19 protein-coding genes are annotated in these 24,747 nt (G+C 36.5%); 8 read left to right on the top strand and 11 right to left on the bottom strand.

Annotation, left to right across the window (positions count from 1 at the left end; translation table 11 throughout):
• Positions 1 to 175: 175 nt before the first annotated feature.
• Both putP and GQS55_RS13225 read left to right on the top strand, forming a co-directional pair.
• A complete protein-coding gene (gene putP / locus GQS55_RS13230; RefSeq protein WP_159820965.1) occupies positions 176 to 1,663 on the top strand; it encodes a sodium/proline symporter PutP in 1,488 nt (495 codons plus the stop codon).
• Positions 1,664 to 1,775: 112 nt separating this feature from the next.
• Positions 1,776 to 3,365 (top strand): protein adenylyltransferase SelO, encoded by a 1,590-nt coding sequence (locus GQS55_RS13225; protein ID WP_159820964.1) that lies wholly within the window; start codon positions 1,776 to 1,778, stop codon positions 3,363 to 3,365.
• Between the two features lie 21 nt (positions 3,366 to 3,386).
• Here the strand turns inward: GQS55_RS13225 and GQS55_RS13220 are convergent, their stop codons facing one another.
• The 8 genes from GQS55_RS13220 to GQS55_RS13185 all read right to left on the bottom strand — a co-directional run bounded on the left by GQS55_RS13220 (position 3,387) and on the right by GQS55_RS13185 (position 12,147).
• Positions 3,387 to 4,151, bottom strand: coding sequence for a DUF3379 family protein (locus GQS55_RS13220; protein WP_236559640.1), 765 nt, complete (start codon positions 4,149 to 4,151; stop codon positions 3,387 to 3,389).
• Positions 4,141 to 4,659, bottom strand: coding sequence for a sigma-70 family RNA polymerase sigma factor (locus GQS55_RS13215; RefSeq protein WP_159820963.1), 519 nt, complete (start codon positions 4,657 to 4,659; stop codon positions 4,141 to 4,143). Before GQS55_RS13215 ends, GQS55_RS13220 begins: the two co-directional genes overlap by 11 nt.
• Positions 4,660 to 4,757: 98 nt before the next feature.
• Positions 4,758 to 6,491 (bottom strand): BatD family protein, encoded by a 1,734-nt coding sequence (locus GQS55_RS13210; protein ID WP_159820962.1) that lies wholly within the window; start codon positions 6,489 to 6,491, stop codon positions 4,758 to 4,760.
• The gene (locus tag GQS55_RS13205; protein ID WP_159820961.1) at positions 6,485 to 8,500 is read right to left on the bottom strand and encodes a vWA domain-containing protein; all 2,016 of its coding nucleotides are present in this window, start codon (positions 8,498 to 8,500) and stop codon (positions 6,485 to 6,487) included. The genes GQS55_RS13210 and GQS55_RS13205 overlap by 7 nt, the downstream gene beginning before the upstream one ends.
• A gap of 19 nt (positions 8,501 to 8,519) precedes the next feature.
• The gene (locus GQS55_RS13200; protein WP_159820960.1) at positions 8,520 to 9,509 is read right to left on the bottom strand and encodes a vWA domain-containing protein; all 990 of its coding nucleotides are present in this window, start codon (positions 9,507 to 9,509) and stop codon (positions 8,520 to 8,522) included.
• Positions 9,506 to 10,078 (bottom strand): DUF4381 domain-containing protein, encoded by a 573-nt coding sequence (locus GQS55_RS13195; RefSeq protein WP_236559855.1) that lies wholly within the window; start codon positions 10,076 to 10,078, stop codon positions 9,506 to 9,508. Before GQS55_RS13195 ends, GQS55_RS13200 begins: the two co-directional genes overlap by 4 nt.
• Positions 10,075 to 11,154 carry a DUF58 domain-containing protein gene (locus GQS55_RS13190; RefSeq protein WP_159820958.1) on the bottom strand — a complete coding sequence of 360 codons (1,080 nt, stop codon included), beginning with the start codon at positions 11,152 to 11,154 and terminating at the stop codon, positions 10,075 to 10,077. Before GQS55_RS13190 ends, GQS55_RS13195 begins: the two co-directional genes overlap by 4 nt.
• A 27-nt stretch (positions 11,155 to 11,181) precedes the next feature.
• A complete protein-coding gene (locus GQS55_RS13185) occupies positions 11,182 to 12,147 on the bottom strand; it encodes an AAA family ATPase (RefSeq protein ID WP_159820957.1) in 966 nt (321 codons plus the stop codon).
• 324 nt (positions 12,148 to 12,471) lie between these two features.
• On the opposite strand from GQS55_RS13185, the gene fadI reads away from it, so the two are divergent.
• Both fadI and fadJ read left to right on the top strand, forming a co-directional pair.
• The gene (gene fadI, locus GQS55_RS13180) at positions 12,472 to 13,776 is read left to right on the top strand and encodes an acetyl-CoA C-acyltransferase FadI (protein WP_159820956.1); all 1,305 of its coding nucleotides are present in this window, start codon (positions 12,472 to 12,474) and stop codon (positions 13,774 to 13,776) included.
• Entirely contained in the window at positions 13,776 to 15,971 is a 2,196-nt protein-coding gene (fadJ, locus tag GQS55_RS13175; RefSeq protein WP_159820955.1) for a fatty acid oxidation complex subunit alpha FadJ, read from the top strand. Before fadI ends, fadJ begins: the two co-directional genes overlap by 1 nt.
• 1,058 nt (positions 15,972 to 17,029) lie before the next feature.
• Here the strand turns inward: fadJ and GQS55_RS13170 are convergent.
• From GQS55_RS13170 to GQS55_RS13160, 3 genes are all read right to left on the bottom strand, one after another.
• On the bottom strand, positions 17,030 to 17,506 hold the full coding sequence (locus GQS55_RS13170) for a hypothetical protein (protein ID WP_159820954.1): 477 nt from the start codon (positions 17,504 to 17,506) through the stop codon (positions 17,030 to 17,032).
• A gap of 261 nt (positions 17,507 to 17,767) precedes the next feature.
• Entirely contained in the window at positions 17,768 to 18,721 is a 954-nt protein-coding gene (rlmF, locus tag GQS55_RS13165) for a 23S rRNA (adenine(1618)-N(6))-methyltransferase RlmF (RefSeq protein ID WP_159820953.1), read from the bottom strand.
• Entirely contained in the window at positions 18,721 to 19,197 is a 477-nt protein-coding gene (locus GQS55_RS13160; protein WP_159820952.1) for a DUF2947 domain-containing protein, read from the bottom strand. Before GQS55_RS13160 ends, rlmF begins: the two co-directional genes overlap by 1 nt.
• A 405-nt stretch (positions 19,198 to 19,602) precedes the next feature.
• Between GQS55_RS13160 and GQS55_RS13155 the strand changes: the two genes are divergently transcribed.
• The 4 genes from GQS55_RS13155 (at position 19,603) to GQS55_RS13140 (ending at position 24,741) form a co-directional block, all read left to right on the top strand.
• Positions 19,603 to 20,922, top strand: a complete 1,320-nt coding sequence (locus GQS55_RS13155) for a hypothetical protein (RefSeq protein ID WP_159820951.1) — start codon at positions 19,603 to 19,605, stop codon at positions 20,920 to 20,922.
• Between the two features lie 447 nt (positions 20,923 to 21,369).
• Positions 21,370 to 22,638, top strand: a complete 1,269-nt coding sequence (locus GQS55_RS13150) for an efflux RND transporter periplasmic adaptor subunit (protein ID WP_236559639.1) — start codon at positions 21,370 to 21,372, stop codon at positions 22,636 to 22,638.
• 90 nt (positions 22,639 to 22,728) lie between these two features.
• Positions 22,729 to 23,442: an ABC transporter ATP-binding protein gene (locus GQS55_RS13145; RefSeq protein WP_159820950.1), complete on the top strand. Its 714-nt coding sequence runs from the start codon at positions 22,729 to 22,731 to the stop codon at positions 23,440 to 23,442.
• Positions 23,443 to 23,451: 9 nt separating this feature from the next.
• Complete coding sequence (locus GQS55_RS13140) at positions 23,452 to 24,741, top strand: ABC transporter permease (RefSeq protein ID WP_159820949.1); 1,290 nt, start codon at positions 23,452 to 23,454, stop codon at positions 24,739 to 24,741.
• Positions 24,742 to 24,747 lie beyond the last annotated feature (6 nt).

The following is a 24,747-nucleotide window of genomic DNA, read 5'->3' as shown; positions in this document are numbered from 1 at the left end:
GTTCTGTTTGAAGATGCAAGATAGCTGAGCTTTATTGTTTATCGTAAATCTTTTAATAACCGCCTATAAACCGCTTATAATACGAAGATTATACTACTAAAGGTTTATTTTTAGTGGCTTTCTTGATAGCGTAGGCGGGTATTTCACAAAATAAAAACAATTTAAGGGGTAACACTTGGAATTTGGAACAATAGTTTCGTTAGCGCTATATTTTATCATCATGTTAGGTATCGGGATTTACGCCTTCAAGACATCCACAGATGATGTTTCAGGATTCATGTTAGGAGGACGAAATTTAAGTCCTGGTGTCGCGGCCTTATCTGCGGGTGCATCTGATATGAGTGGTTGGATGCTAATGGGTCTTCCCGGAGCTATGTATGTTTCAGGTATGAGTAGCTTATGGATTGCGTTTGGTTTGGTTATTGGTGCTTTTTTAAATTATATTATTGTAGCGCCTCGTCTGAGAACTTATACCGAAGTGGCGAATGACTCTATTACCTTACCTGATTTTTTTGAAAACCGCTTTAATGATAAATCTCGCCTATTGAGAGTTGTCTCTTCTGTTGTCATCGTCGTTTTTTTCACACTGTATACGTCAAGTGGTATTGTTGCTGGCGGTAAACTATTTGAAAGTTCTTTTGGGCTAAACTATGAAGTTGGTTTATATGTAACTGCTGGTGTTGTTGTTGCTTATACTTTCTTTGGCGGTTTCTTAGCCGTTAGTTTAACTGATTTTGTCCAGGGCTGTATTATGTTTGTAGCGCTTGTTTTAGTACCTGTTGTGGCTATTAACGAAGTGGGTGGCATAAATGAAGTACAACATGCCGTAAGTAATATTAATCCTGAATTATTAGATATCTTTAATGGTGTTGGCTTAGTCAGTATTATTTCTGCAATGGCGTGGGGCTTGGGATATTTTGGCCAACCACACATTATTGTCAGGTTTATGGCCATACGAAGCGTAAAAGATATGCCTGCAGCACGACGCATTGGTATGAGTTGGATGATAGTGGCTATCATTGGTGCAATGGGGACAGGTTTCGCGGGTATTGCTTATGTTGCTAAAACAGGAATGACGCTTACCGATCCTGAAACAATTTTCATTTTATTATCACAAATTCTATTTAGTCCACTTATTGCAGGATTTTTATTAGCTGCCATCTTAGCCGCTATTATGAGCACAATCTCGTCTCAATTATTAGTGACATCAAGTTCTTTAACCGAAGATTTTTATAAAACATTTTTACATAAAGAGGCCTCTGATAAGCAACAAGTAATGGTTGGACGAATTTCGGTTGTTTTAGTGGCGCTAGTCTCAATTTCTTTGGCCTACGATCGTGATAGTACTATCCTAACCCTAGTGAGTAATGCTTGGGCTGGTTTTGGTGCTGCTTTTGGACCGGTTATTATTGGTAGTTTGTATTGGAAGAAAATGACAAGAAATGGTGCATTAGCCGGTATGATTACTGGGGCTGTAACGGTATTACTTTGGATTTATTTACCCGTCACTATTAATGGGCAGTCATTAAGTTCAATTATGTATGAAATAGTACCAGGTTTTATCTTATGTTCTTTGGTTATTTATATTGTTAGCAATATGTCTCCTCAAAGTGATAGCGCTATTTTAGCTAAGCATGACGAAATGTTGACCCATCATCCTTAGTAAATAAAGGAAGGATAATGAAAATAATGAACAAGTGTATTTTAGCATTTGTTCATTGCAAATTAATCATTGTTAGCTGCACGGTTAACAGTTCAGTAAATTGGATGACCCATTGAAATTTTATAATAGTTATATCGAATTAGGTGCACAGTTTTTTCAGCGTGTATCCCCAGATAAAGTGCCAAATCCACAGCTTTTGCTATGGAATAATGTACTAGCGGATGATTTATCTATTACTCCTGCATTACAAAATGATCACGAGTTATTAGCTAAGTACGGTTCAGGTAATGAATTACCTAATGGTGTTAATTCAATTGCATTAGCTTATTCTGGTCATCAATTTGGTCATTTCAATCCTAATTTAGGCGATGGTCGAGCGCATTTACTTGGTGAGATGCTAGATAAAAAAGGTATTCGTCGTGATATTCAGTTAAAAGGCTCTGGTCAAACTGTTTTTTCAAGGCGAGGCGATGGGAAGTGTGCATTAGCTCCAGCCTTACGTGAATACATGATGAGTGAAGCTCTCTATGCGCTTGGTGTACCCACATCTCGCTGTTTATCTGTAGTAGGTACTGGTGAGTTGATTAACCGGGGTTTGGCGAAGCCTGGCGCTGTGGTGACCCGTGTTGCTGCTAGCCATATTCGTGTTGGCAGCTTTCAATATTTTGCTGCACGTGGTGATATCGATTCATTAACAGCCTTGCTTGATTATACTATTGAGCGTCATTTTCCTGAAATTGACGATTCTAGTCTTAACAATGCAGATGCTGATAGTACAAAGATTAGTAATCAAAAGCCTTCGCAAGAACAACGTATTTTACAGTTTTTAGAAAAAGCGATTGATAAGCAAATAACCTTAATTACACAATGGTTACGAATCGGTTTTATTCATGGTGTGATGAACACAGATAATACTGCCATAAGTGGTGAAACGATTGATTTTGGTCCTTGTGCAATGATGGGAACTTATGACAATAAAGCCTCTTTTAGCTCTATTGATGAATATGGCCGCTATGCTTTTGGTAATCAAGGAAAAATTGGTCAATGGAATATGGCTAAATTAGCCGATTGTCTATTAGTTTTATTGAATGACACAGCTGAAAAAGATGCGGATAATAATATTGAAGACGAAGTTAATCAAGAAAAAACGTTAGAAAGCATTGAAGCAATCATTCAGCAATATACAAGTAAATTTGATCAAGCCTATTATGCAATGTATGCGAAAAAACTAGGTATTAGTGACATAGGTGAAAATCATATTACTTTAATTAACGATCTTCTATCTTTAATGCAAACTCAGAAATTGGATTACACGCAAACTTTTGATTCATTAACTAAATCATTATCAGATAGTGTTAAAGAAAAAGCGCTAGTTGCTGAATTTGGTCGTTGGTATAAAACATGGATGGATACACTGAATCAACTTAGTATTACTAAACCAGAAGCCGAAGCTTTGATGTCTAAAAGTAATCCATTGGTTATCCCTCGAAATCATCATATCGAGGAATTACTTGACCGCTGTGAGCTAATAGTAACAGATAACATGAATTCAAATACATCGAATAACCCGATAGTTAGCGATATTGTAAATGACTTTCTTCAAGTTATCTGTTCACCATATAAAGAACTTACGAATACTAAATATTACCAAGAAGCACCACAAGATAAAGACCAATATTATCAAACTTTTTGTGGTACTTAGTTTTTCTAATTAGTGTCCTAATTAAATAGACCAGTTAATATTGTTGCTAATAGCACGTTGCCATTGGCTTAATGATTCGTTTTTATTAGCTACAACAATAATATCATTTTCTTGATAACTAAGAGATTCGCCTTGTAAATTTTCATCGTTAAACTTATCAACAAATTGAAGGTGTTCTTTTTTAGGTATAACAAATACTGCAACAGTATCGGTTACTCCTTTAAATACTAAGTGTAGACTTTTCATGCCATCAAATCGACAGTAATCTGCAGCAATTAATTCGCCCATCGACTCGTTAAAACTGCCATTAAAAGTAACCATTTTTTGATTTAATGAATCCAAGCTTACTTTAGCATTAGTATTATTGGAAAATGAATCTTGCTCGTAGTACACGTGGGCAAGGGCATAATCACCTAAATTGTCATAGTTATAACTATTAGAGAATTGTAAATAATTTACCACTATTCCTGCAATAATCGCGACAGAAGCGGCTAAAGCTAAATGAATGCGTGTTTTACGTTTATTTTGTTGGTGACTTTTGAGTGTTTGACGTAAAAGTAATTTATTACATAAATCGTCAGGCACAGGAATACTCATTGCCTGTTTGATCCTTTCATCAAGCTGACAAAGTTCTTGAGCTAACTGCTTCTTCGCAGGATCGTCATTTTGAGCCGCAATTATATCTGCATCCAAACTGCTAGGGTCTGCATATATGCTGCGTCTAAATTGTAAGTCATCCATTTTAGTTTCAGATGTCATATGTTCACTCGTTGTACTATCTTTCATGGAGAAATCTCGCCTTTGCAGGCTCTTTTTCTAAAGCTTCTTTTAACTGGTTTCGAGCTCTAAATAATCGAGTCATTACCGTATTTTTGTTTAAGTTTAATAATTTAGCTATATCTTCACCGCTATAGCCGCCAAGTATTTGTAATACTAATGGCTCGGAATATTCCGGTGGTAATTGAGCTATTTTATCTCTTAACCATTCGTTTTCTATCTCTTGTTCAGTACTGGTGGATTGTGTATCCATAATACTGTCCTCTTCATATTCACTCATATCAAAGCGCTTTCGCTCAAACCGCCTTGCATTTTCGCGTCTTAAAATGGTTATTAACCATGATTTAGCCGCTTTTTCATCCTTTAACGAGTCAAGTGCTCGCCATGCTCTTAAAAAGGTTTCTTGTACTAAGTCTTCAGAAACTTGCTTATCGTGAGTTAACCAATATGCGTATCGGTATAAATCACTATGAAGTCCTTTAACCAGAGCTTCATATCTAACTTGTTTTGTCGCCATGCAAATGCCTTAATAGACTCGTTATATCAGACCTGATATGTATTATATTAATTTCAATTTTCATTAAAATACTTTATTAACTATATTTTTATTTAATATTAAGACGGATTTAATGTGAACTTAGGTTGTTGTTCATTTTTAATACCAGAGGCATTAATTTGTTGAATTGCTTTTAATAATTTATCACCAACCCATGCTTGTTCAGTTACGTCTTTACCATATAGGTATAGCTGAATTTCATCAATAGCAGAAGTAAATTCTGCATTATCTATTTTTATCAAAGCCTCTGATAAGGTCGATATTTCATTTCCTCCCTGATTTAAAGGTAAGGTATTTAACCAAGGTAAAACTAAATTAAGAGCTTGTTCGGCGTTATTTTTTTTGCAAGCAGCCATTAAAGCTAGATAATGATTATTTACGGTTTTTACCTTGTTAGACGTCACATTTTCATTGGTAGCACGTTTCAAATACCAAACATGTAAAGCCCAGGCAAAAGCAGTGAAAAGCCATAAACCTAAAAATAGCCACTGTAATGGGCTCGCTTTTTCAACTATGTTGGGTTGCATCACTGTTACTGGGTGAGCAGACGTTTGGCCAGCTTGTGCTAAAGGTGCGTTTACTACGTTGTTTATTACTGGTGTAGGAGCATCAGGATTAGCCTTAACACTAATTTTTTGTTCTGGTAATGTTGCTTGTTGATATTTGTTTGTTATCGTATTCCACCAAGCAATTGTTATTTTAGGTAGAGTATAATCACCTGGTTGGCTAGCAACTAAGGCAAAATTCTGTCTTTTTTGACTGATTAAACGATCTTTTGTTAAATTTGAATGCAATTCTGGCTGATCTGGGTATATCTTTAACCCTTTTGGTGCTGCCATCATGATATTAGGAAGTTGAGCTTTACCTAAGCCCGCAGCAGTTAACGTAATAGTACGAGTAATAGGTTCGCCTACTTTAAATTCTTGAGGATCAGGCTGCCATTCTTGATGTAATGTAAGTAATTCACTCGGTAACCAGCTAGTATTCTTGTCTAACGGGAAACTATCAGGAATAGGGCGAACGTTAAGGGGGATTTTTTCACCTATAATATTAATAGGTTTAGTATCGCCAAAACTTAAAAATCCAGAGCGACGTTGTGATTGAACCATAACATCACCAGAAAACATCGGCGTATCGAGTATTAAATCACCGCTTTGCTCTGGTGTAACAGCATAAGTGCGCTCTATAATTCTATAGCGCTTACCATTAACAATACCATCGCTTTCTTGATCTTTACCTACTTGTTCAATTGTTGCCCCTTGTAAACTTGGCTCAGTCAAACTACCTCGCTGTAATTGCACGCCAACGTGTAATTTAACCGTAAGTGTGAGTAATTGTTGAACATAAACATCTTTTGAAGATAATTCTGTTGAAATAAACACATCTTTTTGTTGAGTCGACGTTGCGTTACTTTGTTCTAGCACTCTTACATTAATTGCTTCAGAGCTATGCCCATCAATTGTTAAAGGGGGAATTGTTAAATTACCGACTGCTTTTGGAATTATTATAATTTGCCAACGCGTGGTTCTGGTCGTTTCAAAGTTAATCATACTCGTTTGTGAGCTGACTTCTGTACGAGCAATAACAAAGTCTTTTAAAAGCATTGAGGTATCAAGTGCGTCGCGTTCAACACTATCATCAGCAGTAACCGTTAAAATAATTGAGTCACTTTTCATTACAGGGTTTGTATCTATGCTCGCAGTAACGTTACTAAGAGCAAAAGCTGTTTGGCTTATTGCTAAGGATATAGTAATGGTTAATAAGGCTAATAGTTTCAAAATAATTTTTACCACTGTTTTTTAACTCCTGGGCTAGTGCTGTCTTGTTTGCGTTTTTGATATTCTAATTGCATTTTGTTGCGCAGTAATAAATAGGGATCATCTGTTACTTTATTCAATAACTGTTGATGTTTTTGATCTGTTTCTTTAGCTTGCTGTTCGGCGGCAATTTGTGCGGCTGTTTTTTCTTCATTTTCTTTACCTTGCTCTTCAGTTGGCTCTGCACTTTCTGGTTGCTGTTCTTTTTCTTCAGATTCTTGTTGCTCTGGGTTAGATTCCTCAGGTTTGCTATCTTGTTCTTCTCCACTATTTTCATCGCCTTGGGAGTCTTGTTGGCTTTCTTTGTTTTCTTGATCTTGAGATTGTTCACCTGGAGATTGATCATTTTCTGATTGAGAATCTTGTTGCTCTTCGTTTTTACTTTCTTCAGACTCTTGTTCTTGTGAGTCATCGTTTTCTGATTGTTCACCTTGTTGGTCTTGCTCTTGCTGCTCTTGTTCTTTTTGTAGTTGTTTAATTTTTTCTATATTGTCTTTAGCATCTTGTAGATCAGGATTTTTACTTAATGCTTCCTCATAGCTTTCAATTGCTTGCTCGTATTGCTGCATTTTAGCTAAAGCATTGCCTTGGTTATATAAAGAGTCAGCACTATTGGCTTCATCGCCTTTTTTAAAAGCATCTAAAGCTTCCTGGTAGTTACCCGCTTTATAATGAGAGCTGCCTTGCCATTGTGAATCTTTAAATTGCTCTGCAGCCTCTTGATAATTTTCTTGATTATATTGTTTCTGTGCTTGTTGATCGTTTGTTTCCCATAAATTTTGCCACAATTTTTTTGAGGAGCTTACGAATGAAGATGAAGGCGGTTTTGAATTTTCTAAAGCGTTATTCGTTTCAATTTCTGCTGGCTCCGTTGCTGCAAAACTAGTAGAGCTTAGGAATGAAAGAGGCAGTAAAAATAACATAGGCATACACGCCAAAGGCAACATAAGTAGTGTACTGCCACGACGAAAGTAACTTAGCATTAGAGGAAGGACAAGTAATAATAACCATGCGCCTTGCTCTTGCCATTGGTCGCCAGTTTGTTGGCTTTGCTGCTTTTCACTTTTATTTTTTTCTGACATTGTTTCTTTTATGATTAAATTATTGATATCACTATCATCATTTTTTATGGTTTGATAATGGCCTTGCCCGCGTGATGCCAGCGATTGGAGTTTATGGCTTGGCAGCTTTGGCACAACAATAGCACCCGAAGAATCTTTTAATAATTCACCGCTAGGTAAGGTTATAGGTGCGCCACTTTCGGTGCCAACGCCTAAAATATTTAATTGATGGCCAAATTCATTCGACCAGTCATAAATATCGTTTATTTCTTCATTATCAATATCGTCGGTAAACCAATATATATCGCCATTAAGGTGCCCAGCATTGATTAGCATTTCATGGGCAAGTGTTAATGCGGCTAAAGGATTAGAGCCAGGTACTGGCATAATTCCTGGTGTTAACGAAGGCAATAATAGGGTTATGTTTTTTACGTCTTGGGTTAACGGGCTAATGATAAAAGCATCACCAGCATAAGCAATTAATCCAGTATCACCTTCATTAATTTTCTTAAGTAGATCAATAGCCTTAAAGCGAGATCTTGTCAGTCTATTAGGCTTAACGTCAGTGGCATACATGGAGTAAGACATATCCATAATAAGAACGGAGCCGCGTTCAGTTTGATACACAGGTTGTGGTAGCTTTTTCCACACAGGGCCTGCTAAGGCAACGATACTTAATAAACCGATAATAAAGGGTTTTAACAAAAAAGTTTTGTTGTTAAATGAGTTTTTGTTGGTGCTCGTATTTGTACTTCCTTCCACTAGCACTTGGCTTAAATGATTAGGTAAAAACTTCTGCCATGGTGATTGATGAAAACGATGCTTTTTTAATAACCAAAGTACCAGGAATAAAGCAAATAATGCCAATAACCAATAAGGTCTGACAAAATGAAAGTTGCTTATAAATAAATTGAAAGAGGTCATTGTGATATTAAAACCTAGGTTATTTACGGTTGAAGCGGATAAAATTGGTGGCTAAAAAATAGAACATACTGATTAACAAGGCTAATGCCACAGGAAAATAAAATAACGCAGTTAATGGCCTCATTTGTTGTTGCTCTTGCTCTAATGGCTCAAGTTGGTCAAGTAATTGATAAATTTCACTCATATCTTGTCCATCTCGGGCACGAAAATACTTTCCACCTGTATCTTCGGCTAATTTAGTTAAGGTTTGTTCATCTAATTCGCTTGAAGGATTAACTCGGCGAGTACCAAATAATGATTTTTGTAGCATTACGTCAGCACCAATACCAATAGAGTAAATAGTAATATCTTTAGCAATAGCAAGTTCAAGTGCTTGTTCTGGCGATATTTTTCCTGCGGTGTTTTGTCCATCGGTCAATAACAATAATACTTTATTAGACTTTTGCTTGGCATCAAAACGTTTTACAGCAAGCCCGATAGCATCACCGATAGCTGTTTTTTGACCAACCAAACCTAATACACTCTCATCAAGCATTTGTTTAACGGTTTTTCTATCAAACGTCATTGGCGTTTGCATGTAGGCGTCATCAGCAAAAAGTATTAAACCCAGCCTGTCTCCTACACGGCGTTGTATAAAATCACCTAACACTACTTTTAGCATGTTAAGACGGTTAACTGTATTACCATTTAATTGCATATCTTCAATTTGCATACTGCCAGATAGATCAACGGCAATCATCATCTCTCTCCCTTCAGTAGGGATATCAATAGCATCACCAAGCCATTGCGGTTGACTTAATGCCAATACCGTTAATAGCCAACACAATGTTAAAACGATTAACGGTGCTTTTTTACTTGTTTGACGAGTTTCACTAACTGAATGACTCTCAATTAATTGCGGCATGATCAATGCAGCACTTACTTGATCGGTATTTTTTTTAGGTAACCAATAGACTAATAGCGGAAGTGGTAATAATAGTAATAACCAAGGCCAAGCAAACGTTATCATGCGCTAACTCCTTGGCTTTTCTTTAAAGGTGAACTTACATTAGCGTTAGTATTAGTCTCTGCCTTTTTTGACAATTTAGGTGGCAGCGCATGCGTTAGCCAAAGAATAGCGGCGTTATAAAAGTTGGTATCGGATAACGGAACAGAATTTTCATCTTTCTGAGATTGATACTGGTTAATAAAGGCTTCTTTACTCAAATCAGTGAAGCGTTCTTGATACTTTATTGGTAATTGAGCGGTTAAAAACGACTGTAATGAATCACCAAAAAGTTTAGCTAATTCAGCTCGAGAAAAATAATGCATCGCTGCCCATTTTAATAGGGCTACTGTGTCATTTATTGATAGGTTAGGGCTGTTCTTCAACTGAATTAATGCTTGTTTTTTCACTTTATTACGTTGCGCTTTCTTTCTTATTTTAATAATGCTGATAACAGCAATAATAAGAAGAAATGTAGCTAATAGCCACCAACCATAAGCAATAGGAAAGTTTGATATTTGCTCAGGTACATGAATATCTTTTAATTCTATTGCGTTAGCTTGCATTGGGGCTTGAGTTGGTAGAGCGTTCATCGACTGCAAAATTTTGCTCCCTCTTTCAGTTGTTGCTCTAGTGTTTGGCCAGCACTCAAATTAATTACTCGAGCACCCGCTTTAGCTAGTAGTTCTGAACATTGTTCGTTGATACGCTGGGCTTGCTTCTGATAAGTATCAGCAGCTTTACTATCACCTAAGGTTAACTGTTGACGATTTTCTCCATCAGTTAATACCACATTAAGTTTTAAAGTACTGCTTGGTAGCGCTTGCTCTAAAGGGTCGTCAATTAAACAAACAACTAACTCACAATGCTTACTTATTTGTGTTAAATGTCGTAAAGCATCTTGTTGAGCACGATTAGGCGCTTGTTTTAACTGTTGGCCATCGGTAATTAAATATACTAATGAACCAGGCTTAGCTACTTGTCTAATACGAGCACAATTATCACTAAAATAATTTTTATTAGCAGTGCTACTATCTGGTTTTTTATTGATATCAGCTTGGTTTTCTTGAGGAGAATTGTCGTATTGCGCTTTATGTTGAGCAAGATGAATAGCCGTTAGTGAGTGTAAGTAATGTAACACGCCTTCCTTGCGACTTCTCGGTTTTAGCTCTAGATGATCATGTTGGTTAAAAACAATGCCACCTAAACGATCACCACGATTTTTTGCATGCCAAGCGACTAAGGCGGCTATATGAGCTGCCTGCACCGATTTAAATAATAATTGACTACCAAAATGCATACTAGCACTTAAATCAGTGGCGATAAGAACAGGACGCTCTAATTCTTCACGAAATAATTTTGTATGAGTTTTACCTGTTCTTGCCGTAACACGCCAGTCAATTGCTCTAATATCGTCGCCAGTTTGGTAGTGACGAACTTCATCAAACTCCATACCTCGACCTTTACTGCGGGATAAGTAATTTCCGGACATTTGTCCTTGAATATTCTTACGCGCAGCTAAGTCAATAAGTGCCGTTTTATTTTGGTAATTTAATAGCTCAGCCATGGCAAGTTCAACACCATTGCTATAAATGCTTGCCAGCTGACTTTGACAGTCATTTATTGCTAAATTCTGTTTATTGCGGGTTGTTTTTTGTTTAAACCACATAGTTATTGTCGACCGTATTACTCAATGCTAAGCCACAGCAACTAAACTTAAAAGATGATCAAGTAATTGATTAGACGAGATACCTTCAGCTTCTGCTTGATAACTAAGTATTATTCTATGTCTTAACACATTATGTAAAACTGCTTGAATATCTTCTGGGCTAACAAAGTCACGGTTGTGTAACCAAGCTCGAGCACGGGCACATCTATCTAAGGCAATCGTCGCACGTGGACTAGCACCAAAAGCTAGCCATGATTTAAGCTTGTCATCATATTTTTCTGGTTGACGTGTCGCCATAATTAAATCAACCATATAGGTTTCTAGAGAAGGCGCCATATGAATATTAAGGACCTCTTCACGAGCATTAAATATTTCAGCTTGGCTTAATACTCTTAATTTGGGTTTTTCTTGGTTGGTACTCGTTCGCGCTTCACCACGATTAAGTTTTAATATCTCTAACTCACTGGCCGCATCAGGATAATCTATTTCTAAATGCATTAAAAAGCGATCAAGTTGCGCTTCAGGTAATGGATAAGTACCTTCTTGTTCAATAGGGTTCTGTGTTGCCATAACTAAAAAGAGATCAGGCAATTGATATGTTTTTCTACCTACAGTTACTTGGCCTTCGGCCATTGCTTCTAATAACGCTGATTGCACTTTGGCTGGCGCTCGGTTAATTTCATCTGCGAGCACTAAGTTTTGAAACAAAGGACCGGCTTGAAAAACAAAAGTACCATCTTCTGGGCGATATATATCAGTACCAGTTAAATCGGCAGGTAATAAATCAGGCGTAAATTGAATGCGGTGAAAGTCAGCTTCAAGGCCGTCAGCTAATGCATTAATAGCACGCGTTTTTGCTAACCCAGGAGGGCCTTCAACAATTAAATGACCATTTGCTAATAAAGCGATAAGTAAATTTTCTACGAAAGCAGGTTGACCAATGATTTGTTGTGATAAATGCTGTTTTAATGCTGAAAAATGTTCAATTGCCATAATTATTTTATCTTTATTAATTGTTTAAGAATGTATTGAAATACATTCTGGTATTTAAATAGTTCGGCGTACTATGCCCGAATATTGAAGTGACATCAGTATATATAAGGGTATTGTTAAAGAAAACAAGCATTCTTTAACTTAGTTGTAACAATTTTTTTCTTACGGTGGTGCTTTAATAAACTATGCTTTTATACTAAGAGAAAAATCAGGCATTGATATTTTCGTATAGTGAGTTAAAATCAAGGTAACAATTGAGAGGTCTGACCTCTTGTGCTTCATCTTTTTTATTAAGAGAAGCGCTACTAATAGGAGAAAAAGTACATGACAATAAAAATGACCACATCAACAGGTGAGCGAATTGCTGTTGTAGCAGGGCTTAGAACCCCATTTGCTAAACAAGCAACTGCTTTTCATGGTGTACCGGCCGTTGATTTAGGTAAATTAGTAGTCAACGAATTATTACAAAAACATGATATTGATCCAAAAATTATTGATCAGTGTGTATTTGGCCAAGTAGTACAAATGCCTGAAGCGCCAAACATTGCACGTGAAATTGTTTTAGGCACGGGGATGAATGTGCATACCGATGCTTATAGTGTATCGCGAGCATGTGCTACTAGTTTTCAGTCAACAGTAAATGTTGCTGAATCTATTATGGCTGGTTTTGTTGATGTTGGTATTGCTGGTGGTGCAGACTCATCGTCAGTAGCACCTATTGGTGTATCTAAAAAGTTTGCGCGTACTTTATTAGACTTAAGTAAGACAAAAACTCTTGGACAAAAAATAGCATTAATCCGTAAATTAGGATTAAAAGATATTTTGCCAGTGGCACCAGCTGTTGCTGAATATTCAACGGGAATTTCTATGGGACAAACGGCTGAGCAAATGGCCAAAACATATAATATTTCGCGTGAAGACCAAGATGCACTTGCTCATAGATCACATACGTTAGCGACTCAAAGCTGGGCGGAAGGTAAATTAGCCGGTGAAGTGATGAGTACACACAGCGAACCTTATAATCGCTTTATTGATAAAGATAACTGTATTCGAGAAAACTCAGTATTAGAAGGCTATGCAAAATTACGTCCTTGCTTTGATAGAAAACACGGCACCGTAACAGCTGCGACTAGTACGGCGTTAACTGATGGTGGTGCGGCTATTTTATTAATGCGCGAAGGCCGAGCAAAAGAGCTAGGTTATACGCCATTGGGCTATATTCGAAGTTATGGTTTTGCCGCAATTGATGTTTGGCAAGATATGCTGATGGGCCCAAGCTATGCAACACCTATTGCTTTAAAGCGTGCTGGATTAGAGTTAGCTGATTTAGATTTAATAGAAATGCATGAAGCCTTTGCAGCTCAAGCACTTGCTAATATGAAAATGTTTGCTAGTGACAAATTTGCTCAAGAGCATTTAGGGCGCGATAAAGCTATTGGCGAAATAGATATGAGCAAGTTTAACGTTATGGGTGGTTCATTAGCTTACGGTCATCCGTTTGCTGCAACAGGCGCTCGTTTAATTACACAAACGCTAAATGAATTAAATAGACGTGGCGGTGGTATTGGATTAACAACTGCTTGTGCGGCAGGTGGTTTGGGTGCAGCTATGGTAGTGGAGACAGCATAATGAGTGATAATAAAGAAGTAGTAACGAGTGAAACATCATCAGTTTCAACTGATGATAATACAATCAATAGCAATAGCGCTTTCACCTTAGTCCGTCAGGAAAATGGTATTGCCCATTTGGTTATGGATGTAGTTGGCGATACGATGAATACGTTAAAAGCTGAATTTACAGAGCAGGTTGCTGATGTTTTAGCTGAAATCAAGTCTGATACCGCTATTACGGGTATTGTGCTATGTAGCGGTAAGCAAGACTCTTTTGTTGCTGGCGCTGATATTAATATGATCAATAATTGCCAAACAAAAGAAGAAGTAGTGTCGCTTTCTCGTCAAGGGCAAATGATTTTTTCACAGCTTGAACAATTGAATATACCTGTTGTAGCCGCTATTAATGGTGCTTGTTTAGGCGGCGGTTTAGAGCTTGCGATGGCATGTCATGCACGTGTGTGTAGTGACAATGTTAAAACAGCGTTAGGCGTTCCTGAAGTTCAATTAGGCTTATTACCAGGAAGCGGTGGAACACAACGATTACCTAAACTTGTTGGTATCCAAAAAGCGTTAGATATGATGTTAACTGGAAAACAACTTCGCGCAAAACAAGCGTTGAAATTAGGTTTGGTTGACGATGTGGTTCCAAATAGCATCTTAATTGAAACAGCTGAAAAAATGGCGCTTTCGGGTAAATTTAAACGAACAGTGAAGTTTAAATCTTCATTGATTAATAAGTTTTTAGAAGGCACATCTATTGGTCGCGGTATTGTTTATAAGCAGGCTGAGAAATCAGTTTTGTCTAAAACAAAAGGTAACTATCCTTCACCAATGAAAATTATCCACTGTGTTAAAACCGGTGTAGAAGAATCAGCGGCGAAAGGCTATCAAGTTGAAGCTGAGCATTTTGCTGAGCTAGCGATGAGCCCAGAATCGGCACAACTTCGTAATATTTTCTTTGCAACAACAGAAATGAAGAAAGAGCAAGGTGTTGAAAATGTTATGCCGAACAAAGTCCTCAAAGCCGGTGTGCTTGGTGGTGGCTTAATGGGCGGCGGCATTGCTTTTGTTACGGCAACTAAAGCGAATATTCCAGCGCGAATTAAAGATATTAGTCACGAAGGCATCGGCCATGCGTTGAAATATAGCTACGATTTACTTAACAAAAAAGTTAAACGTCGCTTTATGCGAAAAAGTGAAATGCAAAAGCAAATGTCTATGATCACTGGCTGTACTGATTACTCTGGTTTTAAAAATGTAGATATTGTTGTTGAAGCAGTATTTGAAAACTTAGAATTAAAACAAAATATGGTTGTTGAAATAGAAAGTAAAACTAAAGATTCAACCATTTTTGCCAGCAACACTTCTAGTTTACCGATTGGAAAAATAGCTGAGAAAGCAGCACGACCTGAGAACGTTATTGGTTTACATTATTTTTCACCGGTAGATAAAATGCCGTTAGTAGAAATAATTCCTCATGCTACAACTTCAGATCAAACTATTTCGACCACGGTAGCTTTTGCTAAAAAACAAGGTAAAACACCTATTGTAGTTAAAGATAAAGCGGGTTTTTATGTTAACCGTATTTTAGCGCCTTATATGAACGAAGCCGCTATATTATTATTGGCAGGTGAGCCAATTGATAAGCTTGATAAAGCATTAGTTGATTTTGGTTTCCCAGTCGGGCCAATGCAATTACTTGATGAAGTAGGTATTGATGTTGGCGCTAAAATAGGACCTATTTTAGAAGCTGATTTAGGTGAACGATTTGCTGCTCCACCTGCTTTTTCAAAGTTATTAGATGATGGCCGTTTAGGTAAAAAAACAAATAAAGGTTTTTATTTATACGGCAAGCAAGCTAAAAAAGGTAAGAAGCAAGTTGATGAAGGGGTTTATACTTTATTAAACTTAAATCCAGCTGGTAGCTTATCAAGTAATGAAATAGTCAAACGTTGTACTTACTTGATGCTTAATGAAGCTGCACGTTGTGTTGATGAAGGTATTGTTCGTAATGCTCGCGACGGTGATATTGGCGCTATCTTTGGTATAGGCTTCCCACCATTTTTAGGCGGCCCTTTACGTTATATTGACAATATTGGTGCTCAATCTTTAGTTGCACAATTAACACAGTGGTCACAACAGCATGGCGAACGTTACGCACCTTGTGAAGCTTTAATTACAATGGCTGAAAATGGTAGTAGCTATTATTAAGCTCTTATTAAACTAATACAAATGCTGTAATTGAAATTAAGAACGTTAAAAATTGTCATTTTATTAACCTTATAACTAAGCAGCATACTTAGGCTGTATAGTTAAGCGATATAGTTAAGTGACATAGCAAAGCGTTTTACTCTACTCGTTGGGTAAAACGCTCTCACACCTAATTAGCTCAGCATACTGAATTACCCTGGCTATGCTGAGCTCTTTTAAAAATAAACTTTCAAAAAATATTTAATATTACTTTTTATGTCGTCTGATAAAAAGGTGCAGCTTCTTTTTAATAAAAATATCAACATCAAGTTTTGGTGTTAGTGTTTTACCTTAATCTATGTTTATTAACACGATTTAGGGTTATATTTAGCCGCTTTGTGGTAACAATTAGCCATGGATGAAGGATAAAATATTCCGTATTATTTCTGTTATGAATAGTAGCTATTAGTCCTTTAGCTTGAATAAAAAGGTACAGTTAATTATATTACCGTCGATTTTTTGACGTTTTAGGTATAGATAAATATCTGTTGAGTACAGATATTTAGGCGAGGAACTATGTCGTTATTTTTAGTGTTTTTAGGCATATTATTAAGCGTTTTTTGTGGTGCTTTTTTCTATTGTTAGGCATTAGTTGCAGGTTTTGATCGTAAAAGATGGACTGTTGCTGGAATAATATTTGGCCCACTTATATGGCCTATGTTTGTTATGAAGAAGCGTATGCGGTTAAATAGCTTGTTTGGTTTTGAACAGCTTATTTTTAGGGCGTAGTTTCTATTGTAAAGCGTGGACCTTAAGTGAGCGTATCGCTATTAAATAAATATCTAACATCCATGTTAGATATTTATTTATCGTTTCTGGCAATTGATTTACCAGATAATTACGCTTTTCAATTAAAAATATAAGTTATTAATAACTTATATCCACCAAGTATTGGCAGAGGTTTCTTTTATCTCGATACGAGCAGCAATAGGATTAACTTTTTTAGCTTTGCTGGTATTGAAAAACGACTTTAATAAATTGAACATGGTTGACCTCTGAAATTAAACTTATTTTAAATACTAAAGTCTACGAGAACCACGTTTAGCGCTAACTTCTTGCATATCTAAGCTATTTTCATCGCTTAAACGACGAGAGCCACGTTTAGCACTTACTTCTTGAATATCTAAGTTAAATTCATCACTTAAACGACGAGAGCCACGTTTAGCACTTACTTCTTGAACATCTAAGTTAAATTCATCACTTAAACGACGAGAGCCACGTTTAGCACTCACTTCCTGAACATCTAAATTAAATTCATCACTTAAACGACGAGAGCCACGTTTAGCACTCACTTCCTGAACATCTAAATTAAATACATCGCTTAATCGGCGAGAGCCACGTTTAGCACTCACTTCTTGAACATCTAGATTGAATTCATCACTTAATCGACGAGAGCCACGTTTAGCGCTAACTTCTTGAATATCTAAAACATTAGCATCTGTTGCTGCAACAGGTGAAACTGACATAGCCATTGAAAGTACAATTGAACTTAACATGCATTTTTCCTTTTATAGTTATTAGTTGGTTTAAGATTCATTTCCAATAGTGGTTATGCTTAAACTATGCCAATGGACTGTTTTTTAGGACATCTTATAATTTTAATTGCCGTTAAGGCGTGTACATTTGATGATTTTACAAGGGCTATATCGCCCTTGTTTCACTATTGTAAACTTATCTTAACTCATTGATAATTAGTGTTTAATGGTGGTTGTTAATGTTTGTTTTTGGGGCTTTGTTTAATTGTAATTTAGTATCAGTTACTTTGTGTTTAGATCACTTTTAACAAAACGCCAAGCAATAAAACGACTGATTTTTTGTCCTTGAGCCATGTTAAAAACTTTAATTTCTGACGCTTTCGCTTTTTTTAACGATAGTTTTATTTTAGATAAATGATCTTTATTTGACACTAAACAAGTAAACCAGAGTACTTGGCTTTGGAATATTTTACTTTCGTTGATCATTTGACGAATAAACGCCAATTCTCCGCCTTGACACCATAACTCAGCTTTTTGACCGCCAAAATTTAATGTATCTGCTTTATTCTCTTTTTTATCAGCTGTTTTACCTTTATTTAAATTTTTCCATTTACGGTTAGTGCCTGTTGCAGCATCAGTTAATGATTTATGAAAGGGAGGATTACATAAAGTGAGATGATAAAATTCATTTGGCTTAATAATACCTTCAAAAATCTTAGTGCTATTATTTTGCAAACGACAGCTTATTTGCTGCTTGATCTTTGGGTTGGCATTAATATTTGCATTTGCCGCTTTTATAGAAATTGGATCTATATCTGAAGCGACAAAAGACCAATCATATTCACTAGCGCCTAACATAGGATAAATACAGGTAGCGCCAGTGCCAATATCTAATACGGATATTTTACTGCCAATGGCTTTATCATTTTCCGCTATTAATACCTTACTTTCTTTTAATAAGTCAGCAAGGTAATGAATATAATCAACACGCCCAGGAATAGGAGGGCATAAATAACCTTGCGGAAAGTCCCAATGCTCTATTTGATAATGTTTTTTTAGTAAAGCAGCGTTTAAGGCTTTTACTGCATTAGCATTGCTAAAATCAATGGTGTCTTGTTGATTGTATTGGTTTTTGATAATAAACGCTGATAAAAGGGCGTGGATCTTTGTTAAGGTAGCAAAGTCGTAGCCATGGCGATGTTTATTACGTGGGTGTAATGCGGTTTTTATAGTCATTATTTTGGTTTATCACCAATTTTAAAATAACCATTACTGGTAAATTGCACCACTTGTTGACGTTTTTTTCCTATTAAAATTGGACCATCATCCATAAATAAGAAGTTTTTCCAACAACGTTTAAACACAGCCCATGTTGTTTCAATAATATTCTCTCTATTTGAACAATAATAAACGACAGTGTTATTGTCCCAAGCAATATGTGCATTGATCAATTCAGGTAAATCTTCATCGTTGCTGTCCCAAATGCTTTCCCATTTGCCTTGCTCTTTCCAATTATTTTTGTCGAAAGGCCAGTCGCCTTTTTTAAAAAAATCAGGATGATCTACTTGACGACTAATAAAAGTATCCCACAATACATTCGCGCGATCTTTTGCCATAGGTTTAATTTTAGTTAAATCGTTTTCACTAATTGGAAGGCTTTTATGTTTAAAGATCCAAGCATTTTTTAATTGTTCTAGTGGGATGTAGCTCATTAATTAGGCTCTGTGATTATACTAAGGCTTATTGATAGATTATACGGGAGTCGATACTATTTTATATAGGAAATGCACGAATTTTTTTAAGCCAGTAAAGTAAAGGATTAAAATAGCGCCAATTAAGCAAAAAAAAGTCGCTTTTATACAATAGCGTATAATTTGACCGCGTTGAGAAAGTACATTCTTTCCTATTCACAATTGTTCAAACTTATCAGTATTGTTGTTTGTTAGTATTATTTTTAATCAACAATAGTACAAGTATAAAGCTAAAATAGAATAATATTTACTATTCATTGCAATGCCTCAATAAATCCGTATTATGCGCGACTTTCACTATTATTTTTAGCCGATATTAGCTTGTATCACTAGAAGTAAATCATCAATAAGAGTGTGTAAAATTTAATGAGAAAATTGTTATCTTCGCCTGTAAAAATGCCATTGTCTGCTGCTGAAAATCAGATTTATCAAAATGTACTTAAATATTTCACGCCGTTAAGTTTAAATTTAATGGCAGTGAAAGTGGTAAATAGACCTGATGAATTTACAGGGTGGTGTCGAGAGTTCATTAGGCTATGCCGTGAAGAGCTTAATATGGAACTTTTAGATGAAGAACAGTTTTTACCATTAAAAAAATTACAAGATTCATTAGAAGCCGGCTTTACTATTAGCCAGTGTAAAATGGCACGTATTGCACCTTGGCCGATATTTATTGGTTTTGTTGAACAACAAAATGAATTACATGCTTTAGATGAGCGACTACGTTTATTGAATTATGTGAAGAACAATTGCCAACTTCCGTTAGCTGATTTAAGTCTTGAAGACCGATTAGTGTTTGCCGGTAAGCATACGGCAAACCATGTATATCATACTTATAACTTTGATACTGAATGGTTTGCAAGTACCAAAGGCGCTAAGCTTTTTCATTTGTTACTTGAACAGTGCCCTGAAAAGTTTGATGTGGCATTAGCACATATCCCATTAACGGGTGATGTGAACTATGACGAATATCAAAAATTTGTTACTGATTTTCAGAAAATATTTTCAGACTATGCTCAAGAGCAGTCGGCAGATAGCTCAGTTAAAAGTAAAGCACCATTACCTGCCGCAACACGATTGCTCGCGATGCGTCGTCCCGATCAGTTTATCGCCTTAAACAATAATAAAATTGATATGTTCTGCAAAGGGCTATCTATTGTGAAATTTTCAAACACCGATTTTTCATCGTATTGGCACGATATGATTGGCACTTTACGTACGTTGCCATGGTGGAATCAAGCAGAGCCAGAGCAAACTATTACAGATAGTAATACAGCAGAAAGTCTTGATGATAATAGCTCTGATGTTAGTTCTACCATTGGAACTGACGTAATTACAGAGCAAGAAGAAGCCATTGACGAAAAAGATAATACTAATCTTGAGCTTACTATCTGGCACAATCGTGCCATATTAATTGATTTGTTTTTATTTGCCGATGCTGACTTATCACAAAACTCGAATTACATTCGTGCTCGTGATAAAGCACTTAACAAAGCACCAAAAAAATCAAACACTACCTTTAGAAAAAATAGTAAAGAGACTGTTGAAGAAATGGTAGATAAAGCATTAATGTCCGAAGACCTACCAGAGTATATGTTAAGTAAACGTGACTCAATTATTGCCCAAGTAAAAAAAGGTAAGAGTGTTGAAAAAGTTATCGCACTAATGCGTGCTATTTTTGGCTAAATAACGCGACTATTTTTAAGCATCTAAAATTAAGTTATCGTTATTTATATATAAATAGCGATAACTCATTCATTTGGCATACGCCACTTTACCTTCTTATCAACTACCTTTCTATTTTTGATTTTCATTGCCGAATTGTAAAACTTCGTGCGACTCTATATACCTATTGCCTGTTTAAGTTCTCAGTTGTTTAAACTATCACCTACTTAAATTATCACCTATTTTAAACTATCAGCACTTAAATTATGGTCTGCTTAAAGTAATGTCCGCTTAAATAAATCGGACACTCACACCGTCCGAACGGACACTTATTATCAAAATATCGGACACTTTAGTTATTGTGTTTTTTATTTTTATCTTTTAAAAACATATTGTTATATATTTATTTAATTGTTGGCATGTTACTCGCTATATCCTGTATATATATGACAATACAGTGAAATAAATATGATTAGCTCTACCGACGGACAAGACGAAGTAATAAGTAAAGTTGCCAATAAAAAGCCTTGGGCTAAATTAACACTTGGTGCGCTTGTATTTATTGGCGCGGTTTGGTTTATTTTACCAACCTTAAGTCAATGGTCGGGCGGTATTCCAAGTGTTAACCCACAAACTATTACCCGTGCTACCGTTGTTAACGGTACTTTAATTCGTGATATCGCTGTTAATGGTAAATTAGTTGCCGCGAATGCTCCTACCATTTATAGCTCTGAGCCCGGACAAGTTACTTTATTAGCTAAACCAGGTGATATCGTTAAAAAAGATGCCATTGTGGCAACTATATTAAGCCCTGAATTACAATCAACAGTTAAGCAAGCTACAGCTAAGTTAGAAAGTTTAAAAATTGATGCTAGAAGAAGTGAATTACGTGATCGTGAAGCTCAGCTTGATTTAGAGCAAGTGCTTGATACTGCACGTGTTCGTACTAATGCTAGTACCCGAGAATTAACCCGTGCAGAGCTATCATATGAAAAACAAGTGGTTAGTCAGCTTTACCTAGTCAGTAAACGTGATGCAAAGCTTGAAAATGACTTACTATTCGAACATGCCAAAAAACGCGTTGAACTAGCAATACAACGTCTTGAATTTGAAAACCAAACACGTGATCTTTTAGTAAAGAGCCAACAATTAGTCGTTGATGAACTGCAGCGACGTGTTGAGCTACTGAATATTCGAGCACCTGTTGATGGTATTGTTGGTAACTGGTTAGTACAGAAAAAAGAACGAGTTAGCGATACCCAAGCCATTATGACTATTGTTGATTTAAGTCAGTATGAAGCAGAGCTTAACGTACCTGAATTTTACGCCGATGATTTAGGACTTGGTCTTGATGTGAAAATGCAAATATCAGGAAAATCACTTATTGGTAAAGTTATTTCAGTTTCACCTGAAGTTAAAAACAGTCAAGTCATGGTAAGAGTGTCAATTGATAACTTAGCCGAAATTCAACTACGCCAAAATCAACGTTTGAATGCCCGTATCGAATTTGAAAATAAAGAAAACGTATTAATGGTTAAACGTGGTGGCTTTCAAGCGAGTCATGGTGGTCAAGCAGCTTATGTTATCAATGGAGACGAAGCCAAGTTAATCCCCATAACAACAGGTTCGCAAAGTATTGAATTTATTGAAATAACATCAGGACTAAAATCAGGAGACAGCATTATTATTTCATCAACGGAAACGTTTGATATGCACTCAACGATTTCACTAAATTAAGAACAAATAAAGAACAAACCAATTATAAAATTAACAATAAAACTATCCATAAAACAGCAGGTTGCTAAAAGGCCTTTTAGGAAGAAAATTATGCTTAACATGAAAAATATTAGTCGAATTTATCGTAGTGACACTATTCAAACCCATGCATTACGTGATTTTAATTTACACGTAAATGCCGGCGAGTTTGTTGCGGTAACGGGGCCGTCTGGCTCAGGTAAATCAACATTTTTAAACGTCGCAGGGCTGTTGGACAGTTTCGATAAAGGCTCTTATGAACTCGACGGTGTCAATATTCAAGGACTTAATGATGATGAATTATCGCGCTTACGTAACGAAAAAATTGGTTTTATTTTTCAAAACTATAACCTAATCCCTGACTTTAACCTGTTTGATAATATTGATATGCCATTACGCTATCGCGGTTTTAATGCAGCACAAAGAAAGCGCCGCATTGATGGCGCTTTGGAGCAAGTTGGTTTAGCTAGTCGTGCTAACTACTTACCAAGTCAGTTATCCGGTGGACAACAACAACGTGTGGCTATTGCCCGAGCCTTAGCCGGTGAGCCAAAAATATTATTAGCGGATGAACCCACAGGTAACCTTGACTCACTAATGGCACGCCAAGTAATGGAATTACTGCATACTTTAAACGAAGCAGGTAGCACCATTATTATGGTAACGCACGATCCAGAGCAAGCCCGTGCTGTTGGCCGTAATGTGCAAGTGATTGATGGTCAAATTACCGATCACAGCGTTTATGCACCAACGCATCATAATGCCCCTATTGCCGTTAATATTTAAGGATTCGTTATGGAAATGTTTAAATATTACCTAAAATTGAGTTTTCGGAATTTAATCCGTAATCGACTGTTTTTTATCTTAATGATTTCTACTTTAGCGGTTGGTGTAGGTGTGTTCTTAGCTAATGTCGCTATTATTAAGTCAATGTCATCGGATCCTATTCCTCATAAGAGCGAACGTATTTTTAATGTGTCACTTAATATTTGGTCTAACGATAACCCTGATGCAGAGTTAATTGAAGTTATGCGATATAACGATGCTATGCATATTTTAAAAAATGACATAGCAACTAACACTATGGTGCATTACCAATCATCCGTTTACACCAGAGATATTAATGCTAAAAGTCTAACGCGCCACCAAGCAGTAGTACGAGCTACCACACCTGGGTTTTTCCCGTTAACAGATGCACCTTTTGCCTTTGGCGGTGCTTGGCAGCAAGACTATGCCAAGCAGATTGTTATTGGTGATACGTTTAACCAACAAGTTTTTGGCGGCGGCAATAGTGTCGGTAAAACCCTTGAAATTGATGGTAAACCTTTTGAAATTGTTGGTGTCCTAAAACCATGGAGTTTAAAACCTGCTTTTTATAAAGCTGCATTTGAGCAAGCATTTGAACCAACCGATGACATTTATGCACCCATTGAAACTGCAATGGATAATGAATGGGCTATAGTTTTGCGAAACATGTCAACTGATCGAATTAATTCAGTATCTGATAACCGTGGAAAAAATGGATTTTTTATTCAAGCTTTTGTACAGCTCGATACGCTTGATCAGAAGAATTTAATGCAACAATACCTTGATAACTACTCACAACACCGCAAAGCGCAAGGCGAATATTTGCGCGCGAATGACAATCGTTTATTGGATGTTAATGAGTGGCTAACACACCAAAAGGTTGTAGATGAACGTATGTTGGCCTTCGCTTTAGCTAGTTCACTCTTTTTAGCTGTCTGTATTTTTAATGCCAGTAGTTTATTACTCGCTCGTTATCATAGCGCAAGATTTGAAACTGGGCTTAGACGTGCGGTTGGTGCTCGAATGAAAGATGTTTTCTATCAAGGCGTTGTTGAAAGCATGTTGATTGGATTATGTTGCGCAGTATTAACACTTTTATTTGGTTGGGTGTTTCTGCAAATATCAATGACATTATTTCCAGCACTAAAACAAACTAGCGATATAGACATAACATTAATATTGATGGGGATTGCTATTGCGTTAATCACTTCATTTATTAGCATGTTGTATCCGTTAATTCGTTCTTGTAGAACGTCTCTATCAACGACGTTGAAATAAGGTATT

The organism is Colwellia sp. 20A7 (genome assembly GCF_009832865.1).
Taxonomy (GTDB): domain Bacteria; phylum Pseudomonadota; class Gammaproteobacteria; order Enterobacterales; family Alteromonadaceae; genus Colwellia.
This window is presented reverse-complemented; position numbering and strand designations above follow the sequence as displayed.